This is a genomic window from Burkholderia sp. BCC1644 (genome assembly GCF_902833225.1).
GTDB lineage: Bacteria > Pseudomonadota > Gammaproteobacteria > Burkholderiales > Burkholderiaceae > Burkholderia.
In genome coordinates, this window is record NZ_CADFEI010000008.1 from 166,699 (window position 1) to 187,851 (window position 21,153).

The 21,153-nt window shown below is 67.8% G+C and carries 15 protein-coding genes; 3 read left to right on the plus strand and 12 right to left on the minus strand.

Annotation, left to right across the window (positions count from 1 at the left end; genetic code table 11):
• Positions 1-4: 4 nt before the first annotated feature.
• The 5 genes from HWX87_RS18000 to HWX87_RS18020 all read right to left on the minus strand — a co-directional run bounded on the left by HWX87_RS18000 (position 5) and on the right by HWX87_RS18020 (position 7,025).
• A complete protein-coding gene (locus HWX87_RS18000) occupies positions 5-1,930 on the minus strand; it encodes a (Fe-S)-binding protein (protein ID WP_176048375.1) in 1,926 nt (641 codons plus the stop codon).
• A gap of 3 nt (positions 1,931-1,933) precedes the next feature.
• Positions 1,934-3,997 carry an NADH:flavin oxidoreductase gene (locus HWX87_RS18005; protein WP_176048376.1) on the minus strand — a complete coding sequence of 688 codons (2,064 nt, stop codon included), beginning with the start codon at positions 3,995-3,997 and terminating at the stop codon, positions 1,934-1,936.
• 68 nt (positions 3,998-4,065) lie between these two features.
• The gene (locus HWX87_RS18010; RefSeq protein ID WP_048243292.1) at positions 4,066-4,599 is read right to left on the minus strand and encodes a DUF5943 domain-containing protein; all 534 of its coding nucleotides are present in this window, start codon (positions 4,597-4,599) and stop codon (positions 4,066-4,068) included.
• Positions 4,600-4,739: 140 nt separating this feature from the next.
• Entirely contained in the window at positions 4,740-5,711 is a 972-nt protein-coding gene (locus HWX87_RS18015) for a dipeptidase (RefSeq protein WP_175841053.1), read from the minus strand.
• Positions 5,712-5,750: 39 nt separating this feature from the next.
• A complete protein-coding gene (locus HWX87_RS18020; RefSeq protein ID WP_059239231.1) occupies positions 5,751-7,025 on the minus strand; it encodes a serine hydroxymethyltransferase in 1,275 nt (424 codons plus the stop codon).
• 448 nt (positions 7,026-7,473) lie between these two features.
• Between HWX87_RS18020 and HWX87_RS18025 the strand changes: the two genes are divergently transcribed.
• Positions 7,474-8,499 carry a GlxA family transcriptional regulator gene (locus HWX87_RS18025; protein WP_176048377.1) on the plus strand — a complete coding sequence of 342 codons (1,026 nt, stop codon included), beginning with the start codon at positions 7,474-7,476 and terminating at the stop codon, positions 8,497-8,499.
• A gap of 58 nt (positions 8,500-8,557) precedes the next feature.
• Here the strand turns inward: HWX87_RS18025 and HWX87_RS18030 are convergent, their stop codons facing one another.
• Positions 8,558-9,970 (minus strand): discoidin domain-containing protein, encoded by a 1,413-nt coding sequence (locus HWX87_RS18030; protein ID WP_176048378.1) that lies wholly within the window; start codon positions 9,968-9,970, stop codon positions 8,558-8,560.
• Positions 9,971-10,241: 271 nt separating this feature from the next.
• Between HWX87_RS18030 and HWX87_RS18035 the strand changes: the two genes are divergently transcribed.
• Positions 10,242-11,675 carry a PLP-dependent aminotransferase family protein gene (locus tag HWX87_RS18035; RefSeq protein ID WP_176048379.1) on the plus strand — a complete coding sequence of 478 codons (1,434 nt, stop codon included), beginning with the start codon at positions 10,242-10,244 and terminating at the stop codon, positions 11,673-11,675.
• 189 nt (positions 11,676-11,864) lie between these two features.
• Entirely contained in the window at positions 11,865-12,626 is a 762-nt protein-coding gene (locus tag HWX87_RS18040) for a hypothetical protein (RefSeq protein WP_176048380.1), read from the plus strand.
• A 151-nt stretch (positions 12,627-12,777) separates the two neighbouring features.
• Here the strand turns inward: HWX87_RS18040 and fdhA are convergent, their stop codons facing one another.
• The 6 genes from fdhA to HWX87_RS18070 all read right to left on the minus strand — a co-directional run bounded on the left by fdhA (position 12,778) and on the right by HWX87_RS18070 (position 21,140).
• Complete coding sequence (gene fdhA, locus HWX87_RS18045; RefSeq protein WP_176048381.1) at positions 12,778-13,974, minus strand: formaldehyde dehydrogenase, glutathione-independent; 1,197 nt, start codon at positions 13,972-13,974, stop codon at positions 12,778-12,780.
• 265 nt (positions 13,975-14,239) lie between these two features.
• Positions 14,240-15,430, minus strand: a complete 1,191-nt coding sequence (locus HWX87_RS18050) for an efflux RND transporter periplasmic adaptor subunit (RefSeq protein ID WP_176048382.1) — start codon at positions 15,428-15,430, stop codon at positions 14,240-14,242.
• On the minus strand, positions 15,430-17,307 hold the full coding sequence (locus tag HWX87_RS18055) for an efflux transporter outer membrane subunit (protein WP_176048383.1): 1,878 nt from the start codon (positions 17,305-17,307) through the stop codon (positions 15,430-15,432). The genes HWX87_RS18050 and HWX87_RS18055 overlap by 1 nt, the downstream gene beginning before the upstream one ends.
• Before the next feature lie 2 nt (positions 17,308-17,309).
• Complete coding sequence (locus tag HWX87_RS18060) at positions 17,310-18,248, minus strand: glycosyltransferase family 2 protein (protein ID WP_176048384.1); 939 nt, start codon at positions 18,246-18,248, stop codon at positions 17,310-17,312.
• A 10-nt stretch (positions 18,249-18,258) separates the two neighbouring features.
• Positions 18,259-19,860 carry a DHA2 family efflux MFS transporter permease subunit gene (locus HWX87_RS18065; RefSeq protein WP_176048385.1) on the minus strand — a complete coding sequence of 534 codons (1,602 nt, stop codon included), beginning with the start codon at positions 19,858-19,860 and terminating at the stop codon, positions 18,259-18,261.
• Complete coding sequence (locus tag HWX87_RS18070; RefSeq protein WP_176048386.1) at positions 19,857-21,140, minus strand: nucleotide disphospho-sugar-binding domain-containing protein; 1,284 nt, start codon at positions 21,138-21,140, stop codon at positions 19,857-19,859. The genes HWX87_RS18065 and HWX87_RS18070 overlap by 4 nt, the downstream gene beginning before the upstream one ends.
• Between the last annotated feature and the right edge of the window lie 13 nt (positions 21,141-21,153).

The window sequence follows — 21,153 nt, forward strand, 5'->3', positions numbered from 1 at the left end:
CGATTCACTCCAGCGAGGCGGCGACGAGTTCGGCGACGTCGAGCACGTCGGGGCGCGGGCCCACGACGCCTTCGAGCATGGCCGTGCAGTTCGGGCAGGCAACCGCGACCACGTCCGCGCCGATCGTGCGTGCGTCGGCGATGCGGATGTCGGGAATGCGCTGCTTGCCGGGGATGTCGGTCAACGGCGCACCGCCGCCACCGCCACAGCAGCGGCCGCGCATGCCGTTGCGCTCCATCTCGACGACCTGGATGCCGATCGTCTTCAGCAGCTTGCGCGGCGCTTCCGTCTCGCCGTTGTAGCGGCCGAGGTAGCACGGGTCGTGGTACGTCGTGCGCTTGTCCTGCAGCGCCTCGACGGCCTTCGGCGCGATCTTGCCGCTGTCGGCCAGTTCCGCGAGGTAGGTCGTGTGGTGCTTGACCGTCACGCGCAGCCCGAGCGCGCGGTATTCGTTGCGCAGGCTGTGCATCACGTGCGGGTCGGCCGTCACGATCTGCTTGTACGACAGCGTGCCGAGCGTGCCGATCAGGCGCTTCGCCATCTGCTGGAACGTCGCTTCGTCGCCGAGCCGGCGGGCGACGTCGCCCGTGTCGGTCTCGGTCGAGCCGAGCACCGCGTAGTCGACGCCTGCCTTGTTCAGCACCTTCACGAACGCGCGCAGCGTGCGCTGGTAGCGCATGTCGAACGCACCTTCACCCGCGACGAACAACACGTCGACCGGCTTGCCCGGCTGCGCGACGGGCGCGCTCAGGTCGACCGACCAGTCGTAGCGCGCGGCCGTGTCGTAGCCGCCCATCGTGCCCGTCTCGCGCAGGTTCGCGAGCACTTCCTGGCCCTTGCCGGGCACCGTGCCGTGCACGAGCGTGCGGTTGCGGCGCATGTCGACGATCGCGTCGACGTGTTCGATCAGCATCGGGCATTCCTGCACGCAGGCGCGGCAGGTCGTGCACGACCACAGCGTCTGCTCCTCGATCAGGCCCGACACGATCGGGCCGTTCGGCTCGCCGCGATGCTGGCCGATCGCGAGGCCCGGCGACGGGCTGCCCGCGTACGCCGCATCGGTGCCGCCGGCCATGCCGACGACGAGATCCTGAATCAGCTTCTTCGGGTTCAGCGGCTGGCCCGACGCGAACGCGGGGCATGCGGCTTCGCACTTGCCGCACTGCACGCAGGCGTCGAAGCTCAGCAGCTGGTTCCAGCGGAATTCGACCGGCTTCGCGACCCCGTATTCCTGATGCTCGATGTCCGGCAGCTTCAGTGCGGTCGGCGGCGTGGCCGTACCGTTGCCGGTGAACGATTCACGGGTGGCCGCGAAACGCTCCTGGCGCGGGTGGAACGCGAGGTGCAGCAGGCCGGCGATCGCATGCTTCATCGGGCCGCCCTTCGCGGCGCCGACGGTCATCGTGAATGCACCGACGCCGATCAGCAGCGCGCAGAGCACCGCGAACGCACCCGACATCGCGCCGGTCGGCACCAGCATGAACAGCACGAGGCCGAGCGCGAACGAGCCGAGCAGCCACGGAAGCGTATTCCACGGGCCCTTCGACAACCGTGCGGGCACGTCCTTCGCCGCGCGCCGCCGCCACACGAACACCGCGCCGACCAGCATCGCGAGCGCCGCGAGGAAGATCAGCTTGTCGAGCCACGGCGAGTAGATCGCGAGGCCGTAGTTGATGAATACCAGCGCAAGCGCGCCGATTGCGCCGCCGGCCGTCGCCACGTGTGTCTTCGCGATGTACGGATCGCGGGCGACCACGTGGTGCAGGTCGACGAAATAACGCTTCGGGATCGCGAACAGGTTCGCGACGCCGAACGAGCCGGGCGCCGTGGCGCGGCCGAGCCGCCAGTAGGACGAGCGCTTCGCGACCGCGAACGCGAGCCCCGCCACCGACAGCCACAACAGGGCGGTAATGAGGAAGGACGGGTTCATCGTTTAGAAATCCTTCACGAGACGCAGCGAGTCGTAGATCGCACCGTGGACGTTGTGCATCGAGATGCAGTCGCCGACACGGAACAGCAGGAAACGGCCGTTGCCGAGTTCTTCCGACAGGCACGGTTGCGGCTCGGCCGCGAACAGCGTGTGCGGATCGATCTGGCCGCGGTTCACCGATTCCGGCTTGAGCTTCCAGTACAGCTCGTCGTTCGGCGACGAACCGTTCTCGATCACCACCTGGTCGACCGCGCGCTCTTCCAGTTCTTCCGTGTACTCGTTGCGCAGCACGGCGATCAGCTTGCCGTCCTCTTCATAAACGCGATCGAGCATCGTATTCGGCGTCGGGATCACGCCGAACGCATACAGGCGGCGATAGAAGATCGGGAACGTCGTGCCGCCGCAATCGTCGGCGACCTTCACGTCCGGCGTGACGACCTCGACCTTCGAGCCGCGGCTCGCCATGAAGTCGGCCACGCCCGCGCCGGCATGCGTGCTCACGCCGTCGAACAGCAACACGTTCTGCTTGGGCTCGACCTTGCCGGTCAGGATGTCCCACGAGCTCACGGCGAGCCCGTCGGCCACGCCCCAGCCCGGCACCTGCCACGTGAAGCTCGACCCGCCCGTCGCGAGCACGACGATGTCCGGCTTCTCGGCCATGATCATCTTCTCGTCGGCGGCCACGCCGAGACGGCGGTCGACGCCCAGGCGCTTCGTTTCCATGTCGAACCAGCGGATGATCCCCGACATCTGTTCGCGCTGCGGCGCCTTGGCGGCGATCATCACCTGCCCGCCCACTTCGGCGTTCTTCTCGAACAGCACGACGTCGTGGCCGCGCAGCTTCGCGACGCGCGCCGCTTCGAGCCCCGCCGGGCCCGCGCCGACCACCACGACCTTGCGCTTCGGGCCGCGCGACTTCTCGATGATGTGCGGCATCGTCGCTTCACGCGACGTCGCCGCGTTCTGGATGCACAGCACGTCGAGGCCGTTGTACTGGCGGTCGATGCAGTAGTTCGCACCGACGCACTGCTTGATTTCGTCTTCGCGGCCGTCGCGGATCTTGATCACCATGTGCGGATCGGCGATCTGCGCGCGCGTCATGCCGACCAGGTCGATCATGCCGGTCGCGAGCAGGCGCTCGGCCTGGCCCGCATCGCGGATGCTCTGTGCGTGCATCACCGGAATCTTCACGACCGACTTGATGCCGGCCGCGAGGTGCACGAACGGCTCCGGCGGCAATGCCATCGGCGGCATGCAGTTCGCGATCGTGTTGTGCGTGTCGCCACCCGAGCCGACCACGCTCAGGTAGTCGATCAGGCCCGTCTCCGACATCGCCTGTGCGATTTCCTTCAGCGCTTCGTGATCGAGGCCGTCCTCGTGGAATTCGTCGCCGCACATGCGCAGGCCGACGCAGAAATCCTTGCCGACCGCCTCGCGCACGGCCGTCAGCACTTCGATGCCGAAGCGCAGGCGGTTTTCGAGGCTGCCGCCCCATTCGTCGGTACGGTGGTTCGAACGCTTGCTCCAGAACTGGTCGATCAGGTGCTGGTGCGCGGCCGAGATTTCGATGCCGTCCATGCCCGCTGCCTTCACGCGCTTCGCGGCCGCCGCGAAATCGCCGATGATGCGGCGGATTTCCTCGATCTCGATGATCTTCGCGTTGCCGCGGTGCACGGGTTCGCGCACGCCCGACGGCGACATCAGGTGCGGCCAGTGCTCGCCGTGGAACGACGAACGACGGCCCATGTGCGTCGCCTGGATCATGATCTTCGCGCCGTGCTTGTGCATCGTGTCGGCGAGGCGCGTGAGCGGATCGATGATCTTGTCGGTCGACAGGTTCACCGATTTCGACCAGCCCTGCGGGCTGTCGATCGATACGGGGCTCGACCCGCCGCAGATGGCCAGGCCGACGCCACCCTTGGCCTTTTCTTCGTAGTAGCGGATATAGCGGTCGCCCGGCAGGCCGCCCGGCTCGGCATACACCTCCGCATGCGCGGTGCTGACGATCCGGTTGCGCAGCGTCAGCTGGTTCAGCTGCATGGGTTTGAACAGGTGGGGATAACGCATCGCTGGCGACCTCTGGCGTTCGAATGTCTCGTGTTGCGGGTGTTGTTGTGTAGCGGTGAATCAGTGCGTCAGTGCGCGATCGGCGACACTTCGAAGACGCAGTGGTCGTGATGCTCGGCCGCGCACTGCACTTCCTTCGATTGCGCGCGCGGTGCGCCCTTGCCTTCCGGCGTCGTGTCGTTGACCCAGTCCATCGCGCCCGCGAACCAGCCCGCGAACATGTAGCAGAGCTTGCCTTCCTTGCCCGGCTGCTGGAGCACGAACGACGAGTGGCGCAGCTCGATCTTCGCGCGCGCACTGGCCGGATCGGCCTCGATGATCGAGAACAGGCCCCAGCCGCGTTGCGACAGTCGCTTCAGGTAGTGCTCGAACACGGCCATGCCGGTCAGCCCGTGCAGCTTTGCTTCCTTGTCGCACCAGTGGTACGCGGACTTGTAGCCGGCCTTGTAGAGGATCTCGGCATACGCGTCGACGCCGAGCGCTTCCTCGACGGCGACGTGGTTGTTCGTGAAGAAGTGACGCGGCACGTACAGCATCGGCAGCGCGTCGGTGGTCCAGACGCCGGTATCGGGATCGACGTTGATCGGCAGTTGCGGTTGCATCGTGGTGACTCCGTGAAGAAAGTGGCCGCGCGGCTCAGTGCGCAGGCGCGACATCGTCCGCGCGCCCGCGCGGCTTGCGCAGGCACGTCCCGATTTTTCTAATGTTGAATCGCGGGTGGCGGTTCGGCTCGATGCGGCGCTTACGCGCCCCACACGTCCTTGAACACGCGCACCCAGTTCTCGCCCATGATCTTGCGGATACGCGACTCCTTCCAGCCGTGGCGTTCCATCGCCGCGGTCAGGTTCGGGAATTCGCCGATCGTGCGGATGCCGTCCGGGTTGATCACCTTGCCGAAGTTCGTCAGCTGGCGATAGCGGCCCTTGTCATGCGTCAGCATGTCGAAGAATTCCTTCGCGAAATCCTGCGTGAAGTCCGTGCCGATGCCGACCGCGTCTTCGCCGATCAGGTTCACGACGTAGTCGATTGCCTCGATGTAGTCGTCGATGTTCGCTTCGATGCCGCGCTTCAGGAACGGCGCGAACATCGTCACGCCGACGAAGCCGCCCGCATCGGCGATCTCCTTCAGCTGCACGTCGCTCTTGTTGCGCGGATGCTCCTTCAGGCCCGACGGCAGGCAGTGCGAGTAGCACACCGGCTTCTTCGAGAACGCGATCGCTTCCGACGACGTGTTGCCGCCCACGTGCGACAGGTCGACCATGATGCCGACGCGGTTCATCTCGGTGATCACTTCGCGGCCGAAGTCCGACAGGCCGCCGTCACGCTCGTAGCAGCCGGTGCCGACCAGGTTCTGCGTGTTGTAGCAAAGCTGCACGACGCGCACGCCCATGTCGGCGAACGCTTCGATGTAGCCGAGGTTGTCTTCGAACGCATGCGCGTTCTGGAAGCCGAGGATGATCCCGGTCTTGCCTTCCTTCTTCGCGCGGAAGATGTCGTCCGTCGTGCGCACGAGCGTCAGCAGCTCGCCGTTGTCGCGGATCTTCTTCTTCATCACGCCGATGTTGTCGACGGTCTTGGCGAAGTTCTCCCACACCGACACCGTGCAGTTCGCGGCCGTGATGCCGCCCTTGCGCATGTCCTCGAACACCGGCTTCTCGAACTTCGAAATGTTCAGTCCGTCGATGATGATGCTGTCCTGATGCAGCGTGCTCATATCTGCTCTCGCTCGTGGGTCTGTTCTTGTGGGAGTCGATCAGTAGATCGGGAAGCGTTCGCAAAGCGCGAAGATCTCGCGGCGCACGCGCTGTTCGGTCGCGTGGTCGCCTTCCGGGTTCGCGCGCAGCGCGTCGAACACTTCGAGGATCAGGCGGCCCACTTCACGGAATTCCGCGACGCCGAAGCCGCGCGTCGTGCCGGCCGGCGTGCCGAGACGGATGCCCGACGTGACGGTCGGCTTCTCGGTGTCGAACGGGATGCCGTTCTTGTTGCAGGTGATGCCCGCGCGTTCCAGCGCCTGCTCGACCGGCGCGCCCTTCAGGCCCTTCGGGCGCAGGTCGACCAGCAGCAGGTGGTTGTCGGTGCCGCCCGTGACGAGATCGACGCCGCCGGCCTTCAGCACTTCGCCGAGCGCCTGCGCGTTCGCGAGCACGTTGTCGATGTAGGTCTTGAAGTCCGCATGCAGCACTTCGCCGAACGCGACGGCCTTGCCGGCGATCACGTGCATCAGCGGGCCGCCCTGCAGGCCGGGGAACACGGCCGAGTTGATCTTCTTCGCGATGTCCTCGTCGTTGGTCAGCACGAAGCCGCCGCGCGGGCCGCGCAGCGTCTTGTGGGTGGTCGACGTGACGACGTGCGCATGCTCGACCGGGTTCGCGTGGCGGCCCGCGGCGATCACGCCGGCGATGTGCGCCATGTCGACCATCAGCTTCGCGCCGACGCTGTCGGCGATCGCGCGGAAGCGCGCGAAGTCGAGCGCGCGCGGGTATGCCGAAAAGCCGGCGATGATCAGGTTCGGCTTGTGCTCGTGCGCCAGCGCCTCGACCTGGTCGTAATCGATCCGCATCGTGTCGCGGTTCACGCCGTACTGGACGGCGTTGAACCACTTGCCCGACAGCGCCGGCTTCGCGCCGTGCGTCAGGTGGCCGCCGGCGTCCAGCGACATGCCGAGCACCGTGTCGCCCGGCTTGGCCAGCGCGAGCATCACCGAGCCGTTCGCCTGCGCGCCCGAGTGCGGCTGCACGTTCGCATAACCGGCGTTGAAGATCTGCTTGACGCGCTCGATCGCCAGCGCCTCGACTTCGTCCGCGAATTCGCAGCCGCCGTAATAACGCTTGCCGGGATAGCCTTCCGCGTACTTGTTCGTCAGTACCGAGCCCTGCGCCTCGAGCACGGCGCGCGACACGATGTTTTCCGACGCGATCAGCTCGACCTGCGACTGCTGACGCTCGAGTTCCTTCAGGATGGCGCTGCGTACCGGCGCGTCGCGCTCGGCAAGGGGCTGCGAGAAGAAAGGCTGGGTGTTCGACATAGTGCGTCCGTGACGAAGAATAAAGGGCTGCAACCAAAGCTCAAGGCCCGCCCTGCCTGGGTTTCCCGCTGCGCCAGTACAAGGTTGCCGACGGCTCTATTCTTGTCGTTCGGATTTTCGGCGGATTGATGAATTTAGACGCGTTCTTTGCCTTTTCCGCCATGCACGTCCGTTTTATACAAGTGACCGGTCGTGCTTTTTCGGATGACCAACCAAAACGGCGTCGGCTGTTCACCTATGGATACGCACGCGGGCAGTGCGTTTGCCGCCCGTTCGGGGTGCGGCGTCTCCCGCTTACGGTGCAGTGCAACATCGGCCTTACACCCAGACAACGTATGGAGCTAGGGTTTAGCCGTATGGCACGCTTGTTGCGCTCGCTCACACAATACCGCTGCCCGACCCGTGCCCCCCGGGCGTATAGCTATTAGAGATTTTAGGAACGCTCCCCATGTCGCCCGACCGCACAGCGTCGCTGTCCCACTTCGCGTTCATGCCGTTACCGAATTTCACGATGATCGCGTTCACCAATGCGATCGAGGTGCTTCGGATGGCGAACTACCTGAGCGGCCAGCCGCTCTACCGCTGGTCGGTGATCAGCCCGGACGGCGGCCCGGTCACGGCGAGCAACGGCCTCACGGTCGACACGGGCCCGGCCGAATGCGCGGGGCAGCCCGACATCGTGTTCGTGTGCGGCGGCGTCGACGTGCAGCGTGCGACCACGCCGGCCCACCTGTCGGCACTGCGCCGCTTCGCGCGCTCGGGCATCCCGCTCGGCAGCCTGTGCACGGGCACCTATGCACTCGCGAAATCGGGGCTGCTCGCGGGCTACGCATGCGCGATCCACTGGGAGAACATGTCGGCGCTGAAGGAAGAGTTTCCGGACACGCGCTTCCTGAAGGAACTGTTCGTGATCGACCGCGACCGCATCACGTGCACGGGCGGCGTCGCGCCGCTCGACATGATGCTGAACCTGATCGCCGCGCGCGTGGGCACTGCGCGCGTCACGCAGATCGCCGAGCAGTTCATCGTCGAACACGTGCGCGACACGAGCGCGCAGCAACGCATGCCGCTCGTCGCGCGCCTCGGCTCGGCGAACAAGTCGCTGTTCGAAGTGATCTCGCTGATGGAGAACAACATCGAGGAGCCGCTGTCGCGCGAGGAGCTCGCGCGACTCGCGAACATGTCGCAGCGGCAACTGCAGCGCCTGTTCCGCGAGCACCTCGGCATGACGCCGACGCATTACTACCTGACGCTGCGGCTGCGCCGTGCGCGCGAGCTGCTGCTGCAGACCGACATGTCGATCATGCACATCACGATGGCGTGCGGCTTCCAGTCGGCGTGCCACTTCAGCAAGAGCTATCGCGATGCATTCGGCGTCGCGCCGACCCGCGAGCGCCGCAAGCAGGTCGCGCCGCTCGCGCAGGGTGCGGCGAGTGCCGCCCCCGCGTTTCCCACCCATGTACTGCATGCGTGAGCGACGCCGCGCGTGATGCATGAAAAAAACGGCCATCAAGGCCGTTTTTTCATTGTGCTCAGGATCCCCACACCTGCATTTCGTAGAGCGAGTAGCCCCACTGCGTCGCACGCTTCGTGCCGAGCATCCGCACGTAGCGGCCGCTTCCGTTGAGATTCGGCAGCGTGACGTGACTATATGAACCGCCGTTGCTCGTCGAGTAGATCGTCGTCCAGTTCGCGTTGTCGTTCGACGTCTGGATCTGATAGACGAGCGCGCCCGCATCCCAGTAGAGATCGACGTGATCGATGTGCTTCACCGCGCCGAGATCCACCGAGATCCATTGCGGATCGACGCCGGCGCCTTCCGGCGAATCCCAGCGCGTGCTCGTCGTGTTGCCGTCGAACGCCTTGTCCGCCGTGAGCGACGCGTTGTAGCTCGCCGACGCGGCGGCCGGGCGCCCCTGCGACAGCAGCGTCGGCTGCGCGACGGCCGGGCCGCCGTAGTAGCTCGATCCGAGCTTCGCCTTCGTCGTGTCGGCATTCACGCCGAATTGCGACAGGCTCCAGCGCTGGCCGGTCGTCACGTCGCCCACATAAAGCTGATAGCCGCCTGCCGTCGTCGACGAGAAGAACAGGTAGTTCGTGCCGCTCACCGGCGCCGGATCCGAGTTGTTGCTCACGCAGTCGTTGAGCGCCAGCGCGTTCGGCGTCGATGCCGGGTCGGCCGTCTTCGAATAGATCTGGTCGGCCCCGCCGCTGTCCTTCCAGCGCGCATAGAACACCATGCCGTCCGCCCGCACGATCGGGTAGTAGGTCTGCAGCCCGGCCGGATGATCGAACACGGCGGTCGCGCCGGTCGCGAGCGTGCGCTTCATCAACCCCATGTTCGAGCCGGTGCCGGTCGCGTAGTACACGGCGCTCGCATCCGGTGCGAGGTACGGCATCGAGTATTCGGCGCCGGACGGCGCGTTCGTCAGGCTCACGACCGACGTGAACGTCGGGCCCGCGCTCGTGTACGACAGCGTCGCCTGCTTGACGTCGCCGTTCTGCTTGAACACGAGCGTCTTGCCGTCCGCGCTGAATTTCGGGTCCTCGTTGCGCGTCGCGCCCGTGCTGTTCGTCAGGTTGACGGGCGGCGTGCCGGCGCCGAGCTGCAGCATGAACACGTTCCATGCGCCGTTGCTGATGCCCATGAACGCGAGCCACTTGCCGTCGGGGCTGAACACGCCGTTCATCGGGTCGGTGATGCCCCACGTGCTCTTGCTCAGTTGCGTCAGCGTATGGGCCGAGAAGTCGTAGAGGAACAGCTGGCTCGTGCCGTCGCCGTACTTCACGTAGCTGTGATAGACGAGCTTGCCGGTGAGCGCGGCTGGAAACGTCGCATTCGGCTGGGCGGCGGGATTGCTGACGCAGGCAGCCTGCGCGGCGCCGCCGGACAGGGTGAGGGCGATGCCGGCCACGAGGCCGGCGGCGAGAGTCTTCAGTTTCACGCTGGATGCTTCCGGATAGGGTCAGGACGCCGCGGACAGGAACCCATGCAGGACATGCGTGGGTCACGGAGCCGCCGCCATGCAGCGTGGATTCCGTCTCGGTCGGACATCGGGAATGGGACGTGCTGGAGAATGCCCGCTTGTCAGACGAAAGAACAGCATCAGAGCGCTCAAAAAACATACGGATCAGCGATTGGGGGCGCGCTTGCGTGCGACGGGTGCCGTGCCCTACTCTTTTTTCAGCGAGGCTTCGAGCGGCCGGGGGGCAGGCATGAAGCGATATGCGGCGCTGGCACAGACGATCGCCGACGCGATCCGGCGCGGCGACCTGGCAGTCGGTGCGCGCATCCCCACCGTGCGCGCCGCGTGCCGCGCATATGGCGTGAGCCCGTCCACCGTGTTTCGCGCGTACTACGCGCTCGAAAGCGAGGGTCTGATCGTCGCGCGAGCCCGCTCCGGATATTTCGTTGCGAACCTGGCAGACAAGCATGTGCGGTTCGGCGACGATCCGCCGCGCAAGCCGGCCGCCACACCAGCCGACGGCGACGACAACGACGACGACACGCTGCTCCGCCTGCTCGACTCCCTCAAATGCGACGACATCGTCCCGCTCGGCTCGGCATTCGCCAGTTACTCGCTGTTCCCGATGAGCAGCCTGTGGCGCTACATGGCGTCGGCGGCCCGCAGCATGGACCGCACGAAACTGCTGTCGGGATTACCGCCCGGCAATGACGCATTGCGCCGGCAGATCGCGTTGCGTTACCTGAACGCGGGCGCCGCCTTGCCGCTGGACGAGATCGTCATCACGACCGGCGCGCTCGAAGCGTTGACGCTCTGCCTGCAGGCGCTGACGCGTCCCGGCGACATCGTCGCGATCGAACGGCCGGCATTCCACGCGGTACTGCACGCCGTGCAGCGCCTGCACCTGAAAGCCGTCGAGATTCCGGTCGACCCGCGCACGGGCCTCGATCTCGATGCGCTCGCGCAGGCGCTCGACACGCATCCGGTGCGCGCGTGCTGGTTCATGACGTCGTTCCACAACCCGACCGGCGCGACGCTGAGCGACGAGCGCAAGCGCGCGCTGATCGACCTGCTCGCGTCGCGCGGCGTGCCGCTGATCGAGGACGACGTGTACGGCGAACTGCATTTCGGCACGGCGCCCACGCGCCCCGCGAAACTGTATGACGACAGCGGGCTCGTCCTGCATTGCGGGTCGTTCTCGAAATGTCTCGCGCCCGGGTTCCGGATCGGCTGGGTCGCGGCCGGGCGCTACGTGCGGCAGATTCGGCAGGCAAAGGGCGCGAGCGCGCCAGCCGCCGACGTGCCCGCACAGCTGGCGATTTCGAGCTACCTGCGCGACGGCGCATACGACCGCTTCCTGCGCAAGCTGCGGCGCAATCTCGCCGCGCACCAGGCGCAGATGCTCGCGGCCGTGCGCGCGTATTTTCCGGCGGACACCGAAGTATTCGCGCCGCGTGGCGGGTATTTCCTGTGGATCGAACTGCCGCCGCGCGTCGATGCGATGCACCTGTTCGACGCTGCGATGGAAAGCGGCGTCAGCATCGCGCCGGGGCCGATCTTTTCCGCGACCGGCGGATTTCGCCGCTACCTGCGGCTCAACTACGGCCGGCCGTGGACGCCGGCCGTCGAGCGCGCGATGGAGACCGTCGGGACGCTCGCGGCGCGGCAACGACACGACGGCTAGCGCCAGACGCGCGGCCGGGAACGACCGACATCGTCCTTGCGTTTCACGTGCCAGCGACAAAGAATGAAGCGACAGGTAGCCGCGGACGAACGGATTCCACGCGTCCGATGTTATGGAGAATCACATGAACACCGAACGCGAACGATCGTCGACGTGTGCTCCGTTGATGGCGCCCGCCGGCCGCTGACGATGCGTGTCCTGCCCAACCGGAACGTTCGCACGCGCGACGCATGGCGCACCGTGTCGAACGCACGCGCCGAATCTCGGCACGCCGAGCGTTGCCGGTGCAGGGAGTGCGGATTCGTCGCGCCCCACGCACTCGAGCGCTGCCCCGCCTGCGGCCAGTGGGACTGGCCGTTCGATCCGCTTCGTCATACGCCCGATCCTGCGCACGCCGCTCACGCGCCGCATGCCGTCCGTTCATGGTCGTCGCGCGTCGCGCACTCGCTGCGCAACGCGACGTTCCGGCGGCCGAGCGCATCGAGCGCACCGATCCTGAGCCTCCTGACACTCGTGCTGCTGGTCGGCGGCTATGTGATGGTCGACCGCACATGCAAGGCCGATCCCGTCTGCCGAGGGTCCGGTGCGCCGGCAGCCACTGCGACCGAATCCGGCTTGCATACGGTGAACGAGCCGATGCTGCCGGTATTGCCGACGCCCGCTTTTCCGTTTCATCCGCCCGACCGCACGCCGCAACTGGCGGCCATTCCGCCACACGCCGACGCGAACGCCAGCCTGACTGCCGGCAAGATGCAGGTTGCGCAAGCCGCACCGTCGATGCGCGCACCCGACCGGCCACACGCCAGCGCAGTTCGCATGGCCGACTGGAAAGGCAGCCGCGATGCCGCGCATCGCACGCATCCGATTCGCCGCGTGAGCCTGCATACCCGCCATGGGCGGTACACGGCGTCCAGCAACGCCGAGGTCGCGAAACTCTATCGCGGCCACTGAGCGCGGAGTCCGGCCGTTCGCGCCGGACGATTCGCTTTCCGAACCGATCTTCGACTCCCCTCGCTCGCCCCGCGCCCGCAACAAAAACGGGCGGCCCGTTTCCGGAGCCGCCCGTTTGCGTTCAGCGTGTAGCGTATCGAGCGCTAGCACATCACGCCGCCAGCAACCCGTGCGGGTCGATGACGAATTTGCGCGGCGCGCCGCCGTCGAACTTCTTGTAGCCTTCCGGCGCCTGGTCGAGCGAGATCACTTCGACGTTGACGATCTTCGCGATCGGCAGCCGGTCGAACAGGATCGCCTGCATCAGGTTGCGGTTGTACTTCAGCACCGGCGTCTGGCCCGTGAAGAACGAGTGCGACTTCGCCCAGCCGAGGCCGAAGCGGATGCTCAGGCTGCCGTGCTGCGCCGCCTTGTCCTTCGCGCCCGGATCGTCCGTCACGTACAGGCCCGGGATGCCGATCGCGCCGGCCGGCCGCGTGATTTCCATCAGCGAATTCAGCACCGTCGCGGGCGCTTCCTCCGCATGGCCCGACGAGCCGTGGCCGTGCGCCTCGAAGCCGACGCAGTCGACCGCGCAGTCGATCTCGGGTACACCGAGGATCTGCTCGATCTGCTCGCCGAGCGATGCATCCTTCGACAGGTCGACCGTCTCGAAGCCCATCGCACGCGCATGCGCGAGACGTTCCGCATTCATGTCGCCGACGATCGTGACGGCCGCGCCGAGCAGGCGTGCCGATGCGGCGGCAGCCATGCCGACCGGGCCCGCGCCCGCGATATAGACCGTCGAGCCCGGTTTCACGCCCGCGCTCACCGCACCGTGATAACCGGTCGGCAGAATGTCGGACAGGCAGGTCAGGTCGCGGATCTTCGACATCGCCTGGTCGCGGTCCGGGAATTTCAGCAGGTTGAAATCGGCGTACGGCACGAGCACGTACTCGGCCTGGCCGCCGATCCAGCCGCCCATGTCGACGTAGCCGTAAGCACCGCCGGCACGCGACGGGTTCACGTTCAGGCACACGCCCGTATGCGTGTCCTTGCACATCGCGCAGCGGCCGCAGGCGACGTTGAACGGCACCGACACGAGATCGCCGATCTTCAGCGTCTCGACGTCGCGGCCCACTTCGACCACTTCGCCGGTAATCTCGTGACCGAGCACGAGGCCGACCGGTGCGGTCGTGCGGCCACGCACCATGTGCTGGTCGGAGCCGCAGATGTTCGTGCTGACCACTTTCAGGATCACGCCGTGGCCGATCGCGCGGCCGCTCGGGTCGACCATCTTCGGATAATCGATTTTCTGGACTTCGACCTGGCCCGGTCCAAGATAGACGACACCTCGATTGCTGCTCATCGTATTGTCTCCATGTCTCGTTGGATGGCGCCGCGGCGCGCCGTCTCATGCGGCGCACACGCAACGTGCTGTTCGAGAGTAGTCCCGGAGGCAGGGGCGCCGATGTCTCAAACGCGACATGCGTTTGATCGGCGCCGACATCGATGGCGGAAATACGAAAGTCGGGCGGGAAACGACGGGACGGCGCCGGACGCGACGCGGGACGCGCACCCTATCGGGAGGCGGACCGGCGCTCGCGGCAGGCCCTTTCCTTTTCCGACGGGCGTCAGCCGCCCTGATTCTCGCGGATGATCGCGGCAGCCGCCGCTTCCGCGTCGCTCGCGACGCCGTCGTGCACGCGCGTGCTGACGGCCGGCGTCGGTGGCTCGCTGTCGAGCGCGTGGCCGTTGCGGTCACGCGTGTCGACCGTCGCGCGCATCGACAGCCCGACGCGCAGCGGATGCGCGGCGAGATCGCGCGGATCGAGCGCGATCACGACCGGCACGCGCTGCACGACCTTGATCCAGTTGCCGGCCGCGTTCTGCGACGGCAGCATCGAGAAGGCGCTGCCCGTACCGGCCGAGAAGCCCTGCACGCGGCCGCGATAGGCGACCCGCGAGCCGTAGAGATCCGACACGACCTCGACCGGCTGGCCGACGCGCATGTGGCGGATCTGCCCTTCCTTGAAATTCGCCTCGATCCAGAGCTGGCTGAGCTGCACGACCGACATCAGCGGCACGCCGGGCCCGACCTGCTGGCCGACCTGCACCGAGCGCTGCCCGATCGTACCGTCGACGGGTGCGACGATCGTCGTTCGTTTCAGGTTGCGGTACGCGAGCTTGAACTGCGCGGCCGCCTGCACGACGGCCGGGCTTTCGTCGACGGGCAGCTTGCTGCCGAGCGCGCGCGCCGCGTCGAGCTGGGCCTGCGCGGCCGCGAGGCTCGCCTGCGCGCCGGCCACCGCCGCGCGCGCGCGCGCCAGCTCCTCCGGCGCGACGATCTCGACCGACGCGCCCGAGCGCGCGACGAATGCGCGCTGCGCGAGCGACAGGTCGGCGCGACGCGCATTCACGGCCTCGACGTACATCGTGTTCGAGATCTTCGCGTTTGCCACCTGCCTCACGGCCTGCGCGAGCTGCGCCTTCGCCTGCGCGAACGCGACGGATGCCTCGGTGTCGTCGAGCCGCACGAGCGTCTGCCCGGCGCGCACGGCCTGCGTATCGGCCACCAGCACGTCGGTCACGGCGCCGGGGATCTGCGCGGCGACCTGCACGATGCTGCCCGCGACGTACGCGTCGTCGGTGTCCTCGTAGTAGCGGTCGCTCAGCAGCCAGTACGCGATCCACGCGATCGCGGCCAGCAGCACGATCGCGAAGAACACGGTAAAGCGCTTGCGACGCGTCGCGCGGCGCGCAGCGAGTGCCGGGTCGGTCTGTGCGGCCGGCGGCGCGGCGGTATGAAGGTTGTCGTGGTGCATCAGTCGCTTTGCGTAACGATCAGTCGATCGTGCTGGAACAGGGGGATCGGCTGGGTGACCGACGGGGCCGGCGCCGCGATCGTCGTCGCCGTGCGCGCAAGAACGGGCGTGCCGCGAGGCGTCGTGTCGACAGCCGGCGTGCGTGCCGCGTCGTCGCGTCGCGCAGACCCCGCATCCGATGCGGCGACGACCGGCCGGACGGCCGCGCCCTGCGCACGTGCATCGGCCGACGGCCCTGACACCGATCGGCTCACGGTCGCGGCGGTGGCCGGTGTGATCGTGGCGGTCGCAGCCGCCACGGCGAGCGCTGCAGGTGCCGTGGTCGCAGCACCCCGCTTCGCCGCCCCGCTGCGCGCCCGATGCACGGCCGGCGTCTGCACCTGCGCCACCGTTGCGCCCGCATCGAACCCGCCGCCGAGCGCGCCGATCAACCCGACGCGCAGCGTGCGCTGCCGGCCGAGCAACGCGATCATCTGCGTGCGCTCGTCGATCAGCGTGAGATCCGCGACATCGACATCCTTCTGCATCAGCACGCCGCGCCGGTGGCGGTCGGCCGCGATCTGCACGATCTTCTGCGCGGCCGCGACCGCGTCCTGCTGCTGCGTCACGAGCGTCTGCGACGTCTGCAGGGACGTGACGAGCTGCGCGACCTGCCCGAGCGCATCGTCGACGGTCTTGTTGTATAGCCCGATCGCGACGTCGGCCTGCGCGACGTCCGCGCCGAGCTTCGCCTTCAGCCGGCCGCGATCGAAGATCGGCAGCGAGATCGCCGGACCGACTGAGCCGGCGAGCGAATCGCGCGAGAACAGCGATGCGGGTGTCAGCGCGAACACGCCGCCGAGCGCGACGAGGTTCACGTCCGGATAGAACTGCGCGCGCGTCGAATCGGCATTCGCGAACGCGGCTTCGACACGCAGCCGCGCGGCGACGATGTCGGGCCGGCGGCCGAGGAGATCGGCCGGCAGCCGCGCGGGCACGGCGCCGCCCGCGAACGCGCCGACGCGCGGCCGCTGCAGCGCGAGACCGCGCTCGGGACCGCGGCCCGACAGCACGCCGAGCTGCAGTTGCGCGAGTTTGATCTGCTCGTCGTTCAGCGCGATCTGTTCGAGCAGGCGGCTGCGCTTGATCGACGCGTCGCTCGCGTCGTACGCGTTGTCGAGGCCGCGCGCGGTACGCTCGCGCAGCACGGCCGTCACGCGCTGGCTGATCTTCAGCTTCTGCTGCAACAGGTCGCGCACCGCGTACGTCTGGTCGAGCTGGCAGTACACGGTGACGATCGCGACGGCGAGTGTCAGCCGTACCTGTTCGGCCTCGACGCCCGCCGCGTCGCGCAGCGACATCAGGCTCTTCGTCGCCGCGCGGTTCTTGCCCCACAGGTCGAGCTGGTAGTTCAACCCGACGAAGATCGACGACGGCGATACGTTCGGATCGCCGAAGATCTGCACCGGCACGCGATAGCCGCCGGCCGTCACGTCGGCGATGTCGCCGGGTTTCGGCATCCGCGCGCGGCTGATCGTCGCGCCGGCCGTGCCCGTGAGCCCGATAAGCGAATCGAATTGCTGAAGCTGCGCCTGCGCGATGCGCAACCGCGCCTGTGCGACCTGCACATCGGGACTGTTCTGCGACGCCTCGGCCACCAGGTCGTCGAGCTGCGGATCCTGAAGCTGCTTCACCCAATCCGGCGCCGGCCACGCGCCGTTCGCGCCGGGGCCGACCGTATGCGCGAGCGCATCGCCGGCCGGCGCGCGCAACGACAGCGACGGCAGGAACCCCGACGGCACGCAGCCCCCCAAGGCGAACAGCATGGCCGCCGCCGCGATCGTCGAGCCGCCCTTCACGCCACGCGCCGAACCCGCCGCTTTTCTCGAATGCCGCATCGTCACCCCTGCCGAACGCGCTGCGCACGCGCGGCCAGGCGCGGCCGCGTGCGTTCGAGCGGGCCGAGCCGGCCGAACAGGCCGTCCGCGACGCCGAACAGGATGCCGGCGAGCTTCGCGCGCTTGTCGCGTTCGACGAGCGCGATCTGCACGACCTGCCAGACGGTCAGCAGGTTCGGCACGATCGCCACCGGAAAACGCAGCCCGTACTGCATCCCGAGCTGCACCGCATTGCGCGCGCTGTAGTAGCGCCGTTGCCACGAATGATTCATCGACGTCATTTCAAAAGGGCCGATCGCATGCCGCTGCTTCGCGCCGATCCGGTGCGGCAGCACCAGCGACGGCACGACATAGAGCGGCACGTTGCGCGACAGCGCGCGGAAGCTGTATTCGGTGTCGACGTGGTCGATGAACAGCGTCTCGTCGAAGCGGCCGAGCAGGTCGAACGCGTCGCGCGACACCACGCAGCCCGACGAGATCAGGAACGCGCAGCGCTGCAGCGGCGCGCCCGGCTCGATGCGCAGGCGGCGCAGCCCGATCCCGTTGGTCGAGAGCTCCGGCAGGAAGCTGCGCGCGTTTTCGTCGAAGATGCGCGGGCCGGCCAGGAACGCGCGCCCGGCCAGCCCCGCGCAGACGTCGCGCATCACCGGAAAATACGCGGCCGGCACCGACGAATCCTGGTCGAACAGTGCGACCGCGTCGATGCGGTCGCGAAACAGCGCCGCGAGCCCCGCGTTGTACGCGCCCGCGATCCCGCCGCGATTGCCGTGATGCAGCAGCGCGATGCCCTCCCGCTCGCACAGCTCGCGCGCCCGCGCATCGGGCTGCGGCGTGTTGTCGACGACGAGCAGCGCGTCGCACGCATGCCGCCATGCGCGGAGCGCATCGAGCTGCGCATCGCTCGGGTGATACAGGATCACGAGTGCGCCGAGTGTCGTCATGGTCTTCTCCTCAATGCCCGAACGACGCGGCCGCGCCGCGCTTCGGCCGCGTCAGCCACATCATCGCCGCGAGTGCGAGACACGTCATGCTCGCCATCCAGAACATGTCGTTGGTCGCCATCATGTACGCCTGCTGCATCACGACCTGGTGCAGCGTCGACAGCTCGCGCACGCCGTCCACGCCCATCGCGTTCAGCGAGTGCACGAAGCGCTGCGTGTTCGCCGATGCGTGCGTGACCGATTGCGACACGACGTCGTAGTGATAGGTCGCGCGGTTTTCCCACAGCGTCACGCTCATCGCCGTGCCGAACGCGGCGGACAGCGTGCGCAGGAAGTTCGACAGGCTCGACGCGGCGGCGAGCCGGTCGTCCGGAATGCGCGACAGCGTCGCGGCGGTCAGCGGAATGAAGAAGCACGGCAGCCCGATCCCCTGGATCAGCCCCGGCGCGGCGATCTGCGCGAACGTCATCTTCAGCGTGAAATGCGCATCCCACGCGAGCACGGCCGCGAACACGAGGAAGCCGAACGTCGCGAGCACGCGCGCGTCGAAACGGTGCGCGTGAATCCCGACGAGAATCGAGAACACGAGCGCGAGCACGCCGAGCGACGCAGTCGCGAGCCCCGCATGAAACGCGTTGTAGCCCATCACGGCCTGCATCCACAGCGGGAACACGACGCCGACCACCGAGAAGCTCATCATCCCGAGCGAGATGATCAGCACGCAGAACGAGAACGTGCGGTCGCGAAACAGGCTGAGATCGACGACGGGATGCGCTTCGCCCGCCTCCCAGATCAGCAGCGACACGATCGCGAGCGTCGCGACCACCGCGAGCGTGACGATCAGCGGCGAGCCGAACCAGCCACGGTCGTGGCCGAGGTCGAGCATCGCCTGCAGCGAGCCGACGCCGATCACGAGCAGCACGATGCCCGGCACGTCGATCGGGCCGGCCGCGCCGCGCTGCGCGTCGGGGCGCAGCATCGCGGTGCACACCGCGAACGAGAACAGCCCGATCGGCAAGTTGATCAGGAAGATCCACGGCCACGAGAAGTTGTCGACGATCCAGCCGCCGACCACCGGCCCGAAGATCGGCGCGAGCAGCACCGTCATCGCCCACAGCGCGAGCGCGATCGTGCGCTTGTCCGGCGGGAACGTGCGCAGCAGGATCGTCTGCGACAGCGGCACCATCGGCCCCGAGCACAGACCCTGCAGCGCGCGGCAGATCACCAGCACGTGCAAGTCGCGCGCGAGACCGCACAGCAGCGACGTCAGCGTGAACAGCAGCACCGCGCCGACGAACAGCCGCAGCTCGCCGACGCGGCGCGCGAGCCAGCCCGTCAGCGGCACCGCGATCGCCGCCGCGACCGAGTACGAGCTGATCACCCATGTGCCCTGGCTGTTCGATACGCCGAGACTGCCGGAGATCGCCGGCACCGCGACGTTCGTCACGGTCGAGTCGAGCACTTCGATGAAGGTCGCGAGCGACAGCGCGAACGTCAGCAGCGCGAGCCGGATGCCGCGCACCGGCTGCGCGGCCGGCGCGGGCGCAGGCGCTGGCGTGTCGAACGCGGAAGGCGTGACGGGCCCGTCGTGAAGCGGGGATGCGGTGCTCATGCGCCGGCCACCGCGACATCGGCCCGTGCGGCCACCCGCCCGCGCTTCGGCACGAAGCGTTCGATGAAATCGGCGGCCGCGTCGCAGCCGTCGGGTGCGGCCGCGAGCAGCGCGCGCGTGCGCTTCGCATGCACCGCGAACGCCGGTTCGGCAAGCACGCGCGCGAGCGCCGCGCCGAGCCGCGCGCCATCGACCGGGCCGTCGACGCGCACGCCGCAGCCGTTCGCGACGACGCGTTGCGCGTTGTCGAACTGGTCGTGCGCGAACGGCGTGACGACCTGCACGATCCCGGCCTCACACGCGAGCGCCGCGGTGCCGATCCCGCCGTGATGCACGAGCGCGCGGCAACGCGGCAGCAGCGTACGCATCGGCACGAAGCGGCGCACGAGCAGCCGGTCGTCGTGCGACGCCGCATCGTGCGGCGTCAGCAGGATCCCGCGCGCGCCGGTCGCGCGCAGCGCGTCCGCCACCGCGCGCGCGTATGCCGCGTGATCGACGCGTGTCGAACCGGCCGTGAACACGACCGGGGGCTCACCGGCCGCGAGAAACGCATCGAGTGCCACATCATCGTCAGGTGTCGCAATATCGTTGAACAGCGGAAAACCGCTTTGAAAATGGTTCGACGGCCAGTCGGGCTGCGGCGGCGCGAACCAGCCGGGAAACAGGCACAGCACGCCGTCGGTCGAATGCAGCCAGCGGCCGAGCACGCGCCGCGCTGGCGCGAGCCCGAGATCGCGGCGCACCGCGTCGAGCGCCGGGCCGCACACGCGGTCGAGCACCTGCCGCTCGATCAGCGTCATCAGCGCCGACTTCACCGGCAGCGGCCAGCGCGCGGGAATCGTCAGGCGCGGGTGCGTCGGCGGCGCATGCGCGGACAGCAACGTCGAAGGCGACACCTGCACCGACACGTACGGTGTGCCGTGCCGCTCCTGCATGAAGCGCGCGGAGAACGCCCACAGCGTGCCGACGAGCACCGTGTCGGCGTCGGTCAGCGCATGCAGCGCGTCGTAATGCGGCCGCAGCGTCGGCGCGATCACCTGCCACAGCGTGCGGAACGACGTGCGCGGATCCCACAGCGCCGGGTTCTCCATCGCGGCGTCGTATTCGGCCGCGGTACCGACCGGCACGAACGCGAACCCGCAGCGGCGCACGGCCGCCTCGAACGGCGCGTGCGTGCAGAACACGACGTCGTGACCGCGCGCCGCGAGCGTGCGCGCGACGCCGAGCAGCGGATGCACGTCGCCCGCCGAGCCGATCGCGGTCACGATCATCTTCGCCATCGCGCGCCTCGCG

Excerpts from the sequence above, each read along its gene's own strand:
- HWX87_RS18050 (WP_176048382.1), bottom strand. The coding sequence starts at position 15,430 with ATGCACCACGACAACCTTCATACCGCCGCGCCGCCGGCCGCACAGACC.
- HWX87_RS18070 (WP_176048386.1), bottom strand. The coding sequence starts at position 21,140 with ATGGCGAAGATGATCGTGACCGCGATCGGCTCGGCGGGCGACGTGCAT.
- fdhA (WP_176048381.1), bottom strand. The coding sequence starts at position 13,974 with ATGAGCAGCAATCGAGGTGTCGTCTATCTTGGACCGGGCCAGGTCGAA.
- HWX87_RS18000 (WP_176048375.1), bottom strand. The coding sequence starts at position 1,930 with ATGAACCCGTCCTTCCTCATTACCGCCCTGTTGTGGCTGTCGGTGGCG.
- HWX87_RS18065 (WP_176048385.1), bottom strand. The coding sequence starts at position 19,860 with ATGAGCACCGCATCCCCGCTTCACGACGGGCCCGTCACGCCTTCCGCG.
- HWX87_RS18005 (WP_176048376.1), bottom strand. The coding sequence starts at position 3,997 with ATGCGTTATCCCCACCTGTTCAAACCCATGCAGCTGAACCAGCTGACG.
- HWX87_RS18035 (WP_176048379.1), top strand. The coding sequence starts at position 10,242 with ATGAAGCGATATGCGGCGCTGGCACAGACGATCGCCGACGCGATCCGG.
- HWX87_RS18025 (WP_176048377.1), top strand. The coding sequence starts at position 7,474 with ATGTCGCCCGACCGCACAGCGTCGCTGTCCCACTTCGCGTTCATGCCG.
- HWX87_RS18010 (WP_048243292.1), bottom strand. The coding sequence starts at position 4,599 with ATGCAACCGCAACTGCCGATCAACGTCGATCCCGATACCGGCGTCTGG.
- HWX87_RS18055 (WP_176048383.1), bottom strand. The coding sequence starts at position 17,307 with ATGCGGCATTCGAGAAAAGCGGCGGGTTCGGCGCGTGGCGTGAAGGGC.
- HWX87_RS18020 (WP_059239231.1), bottom strand. The coding sequence starts at position 7,025 with ATGTCGAACACCCAGCCTTTCTTCTCGCAGCCCCTTGCCGAGCGCGAC.
- HWX87_RS18015 (WP_175841053.1), bottom strand. The coding sequence starts at position 5,711 with ATGAGCACGCTGCATCAGGACAGCATCATCATCGACGGACTGAACATT.
- HWX87_RS18040 (WP_176048380.1), top strand. The coding sequence starts at position 11,865 with ATGCGTGTCCTGCCCAACCGGAACGTTCGCACGCGCGACGCATGGCGC.
- HWX87_RS18060 (WP_176048384.1), bottom strand. The coding sequence starts at position 18,248 with ATGACGACACTCGGCGCACTCGTGATCCTGTATCACCCGAGCGATGCG.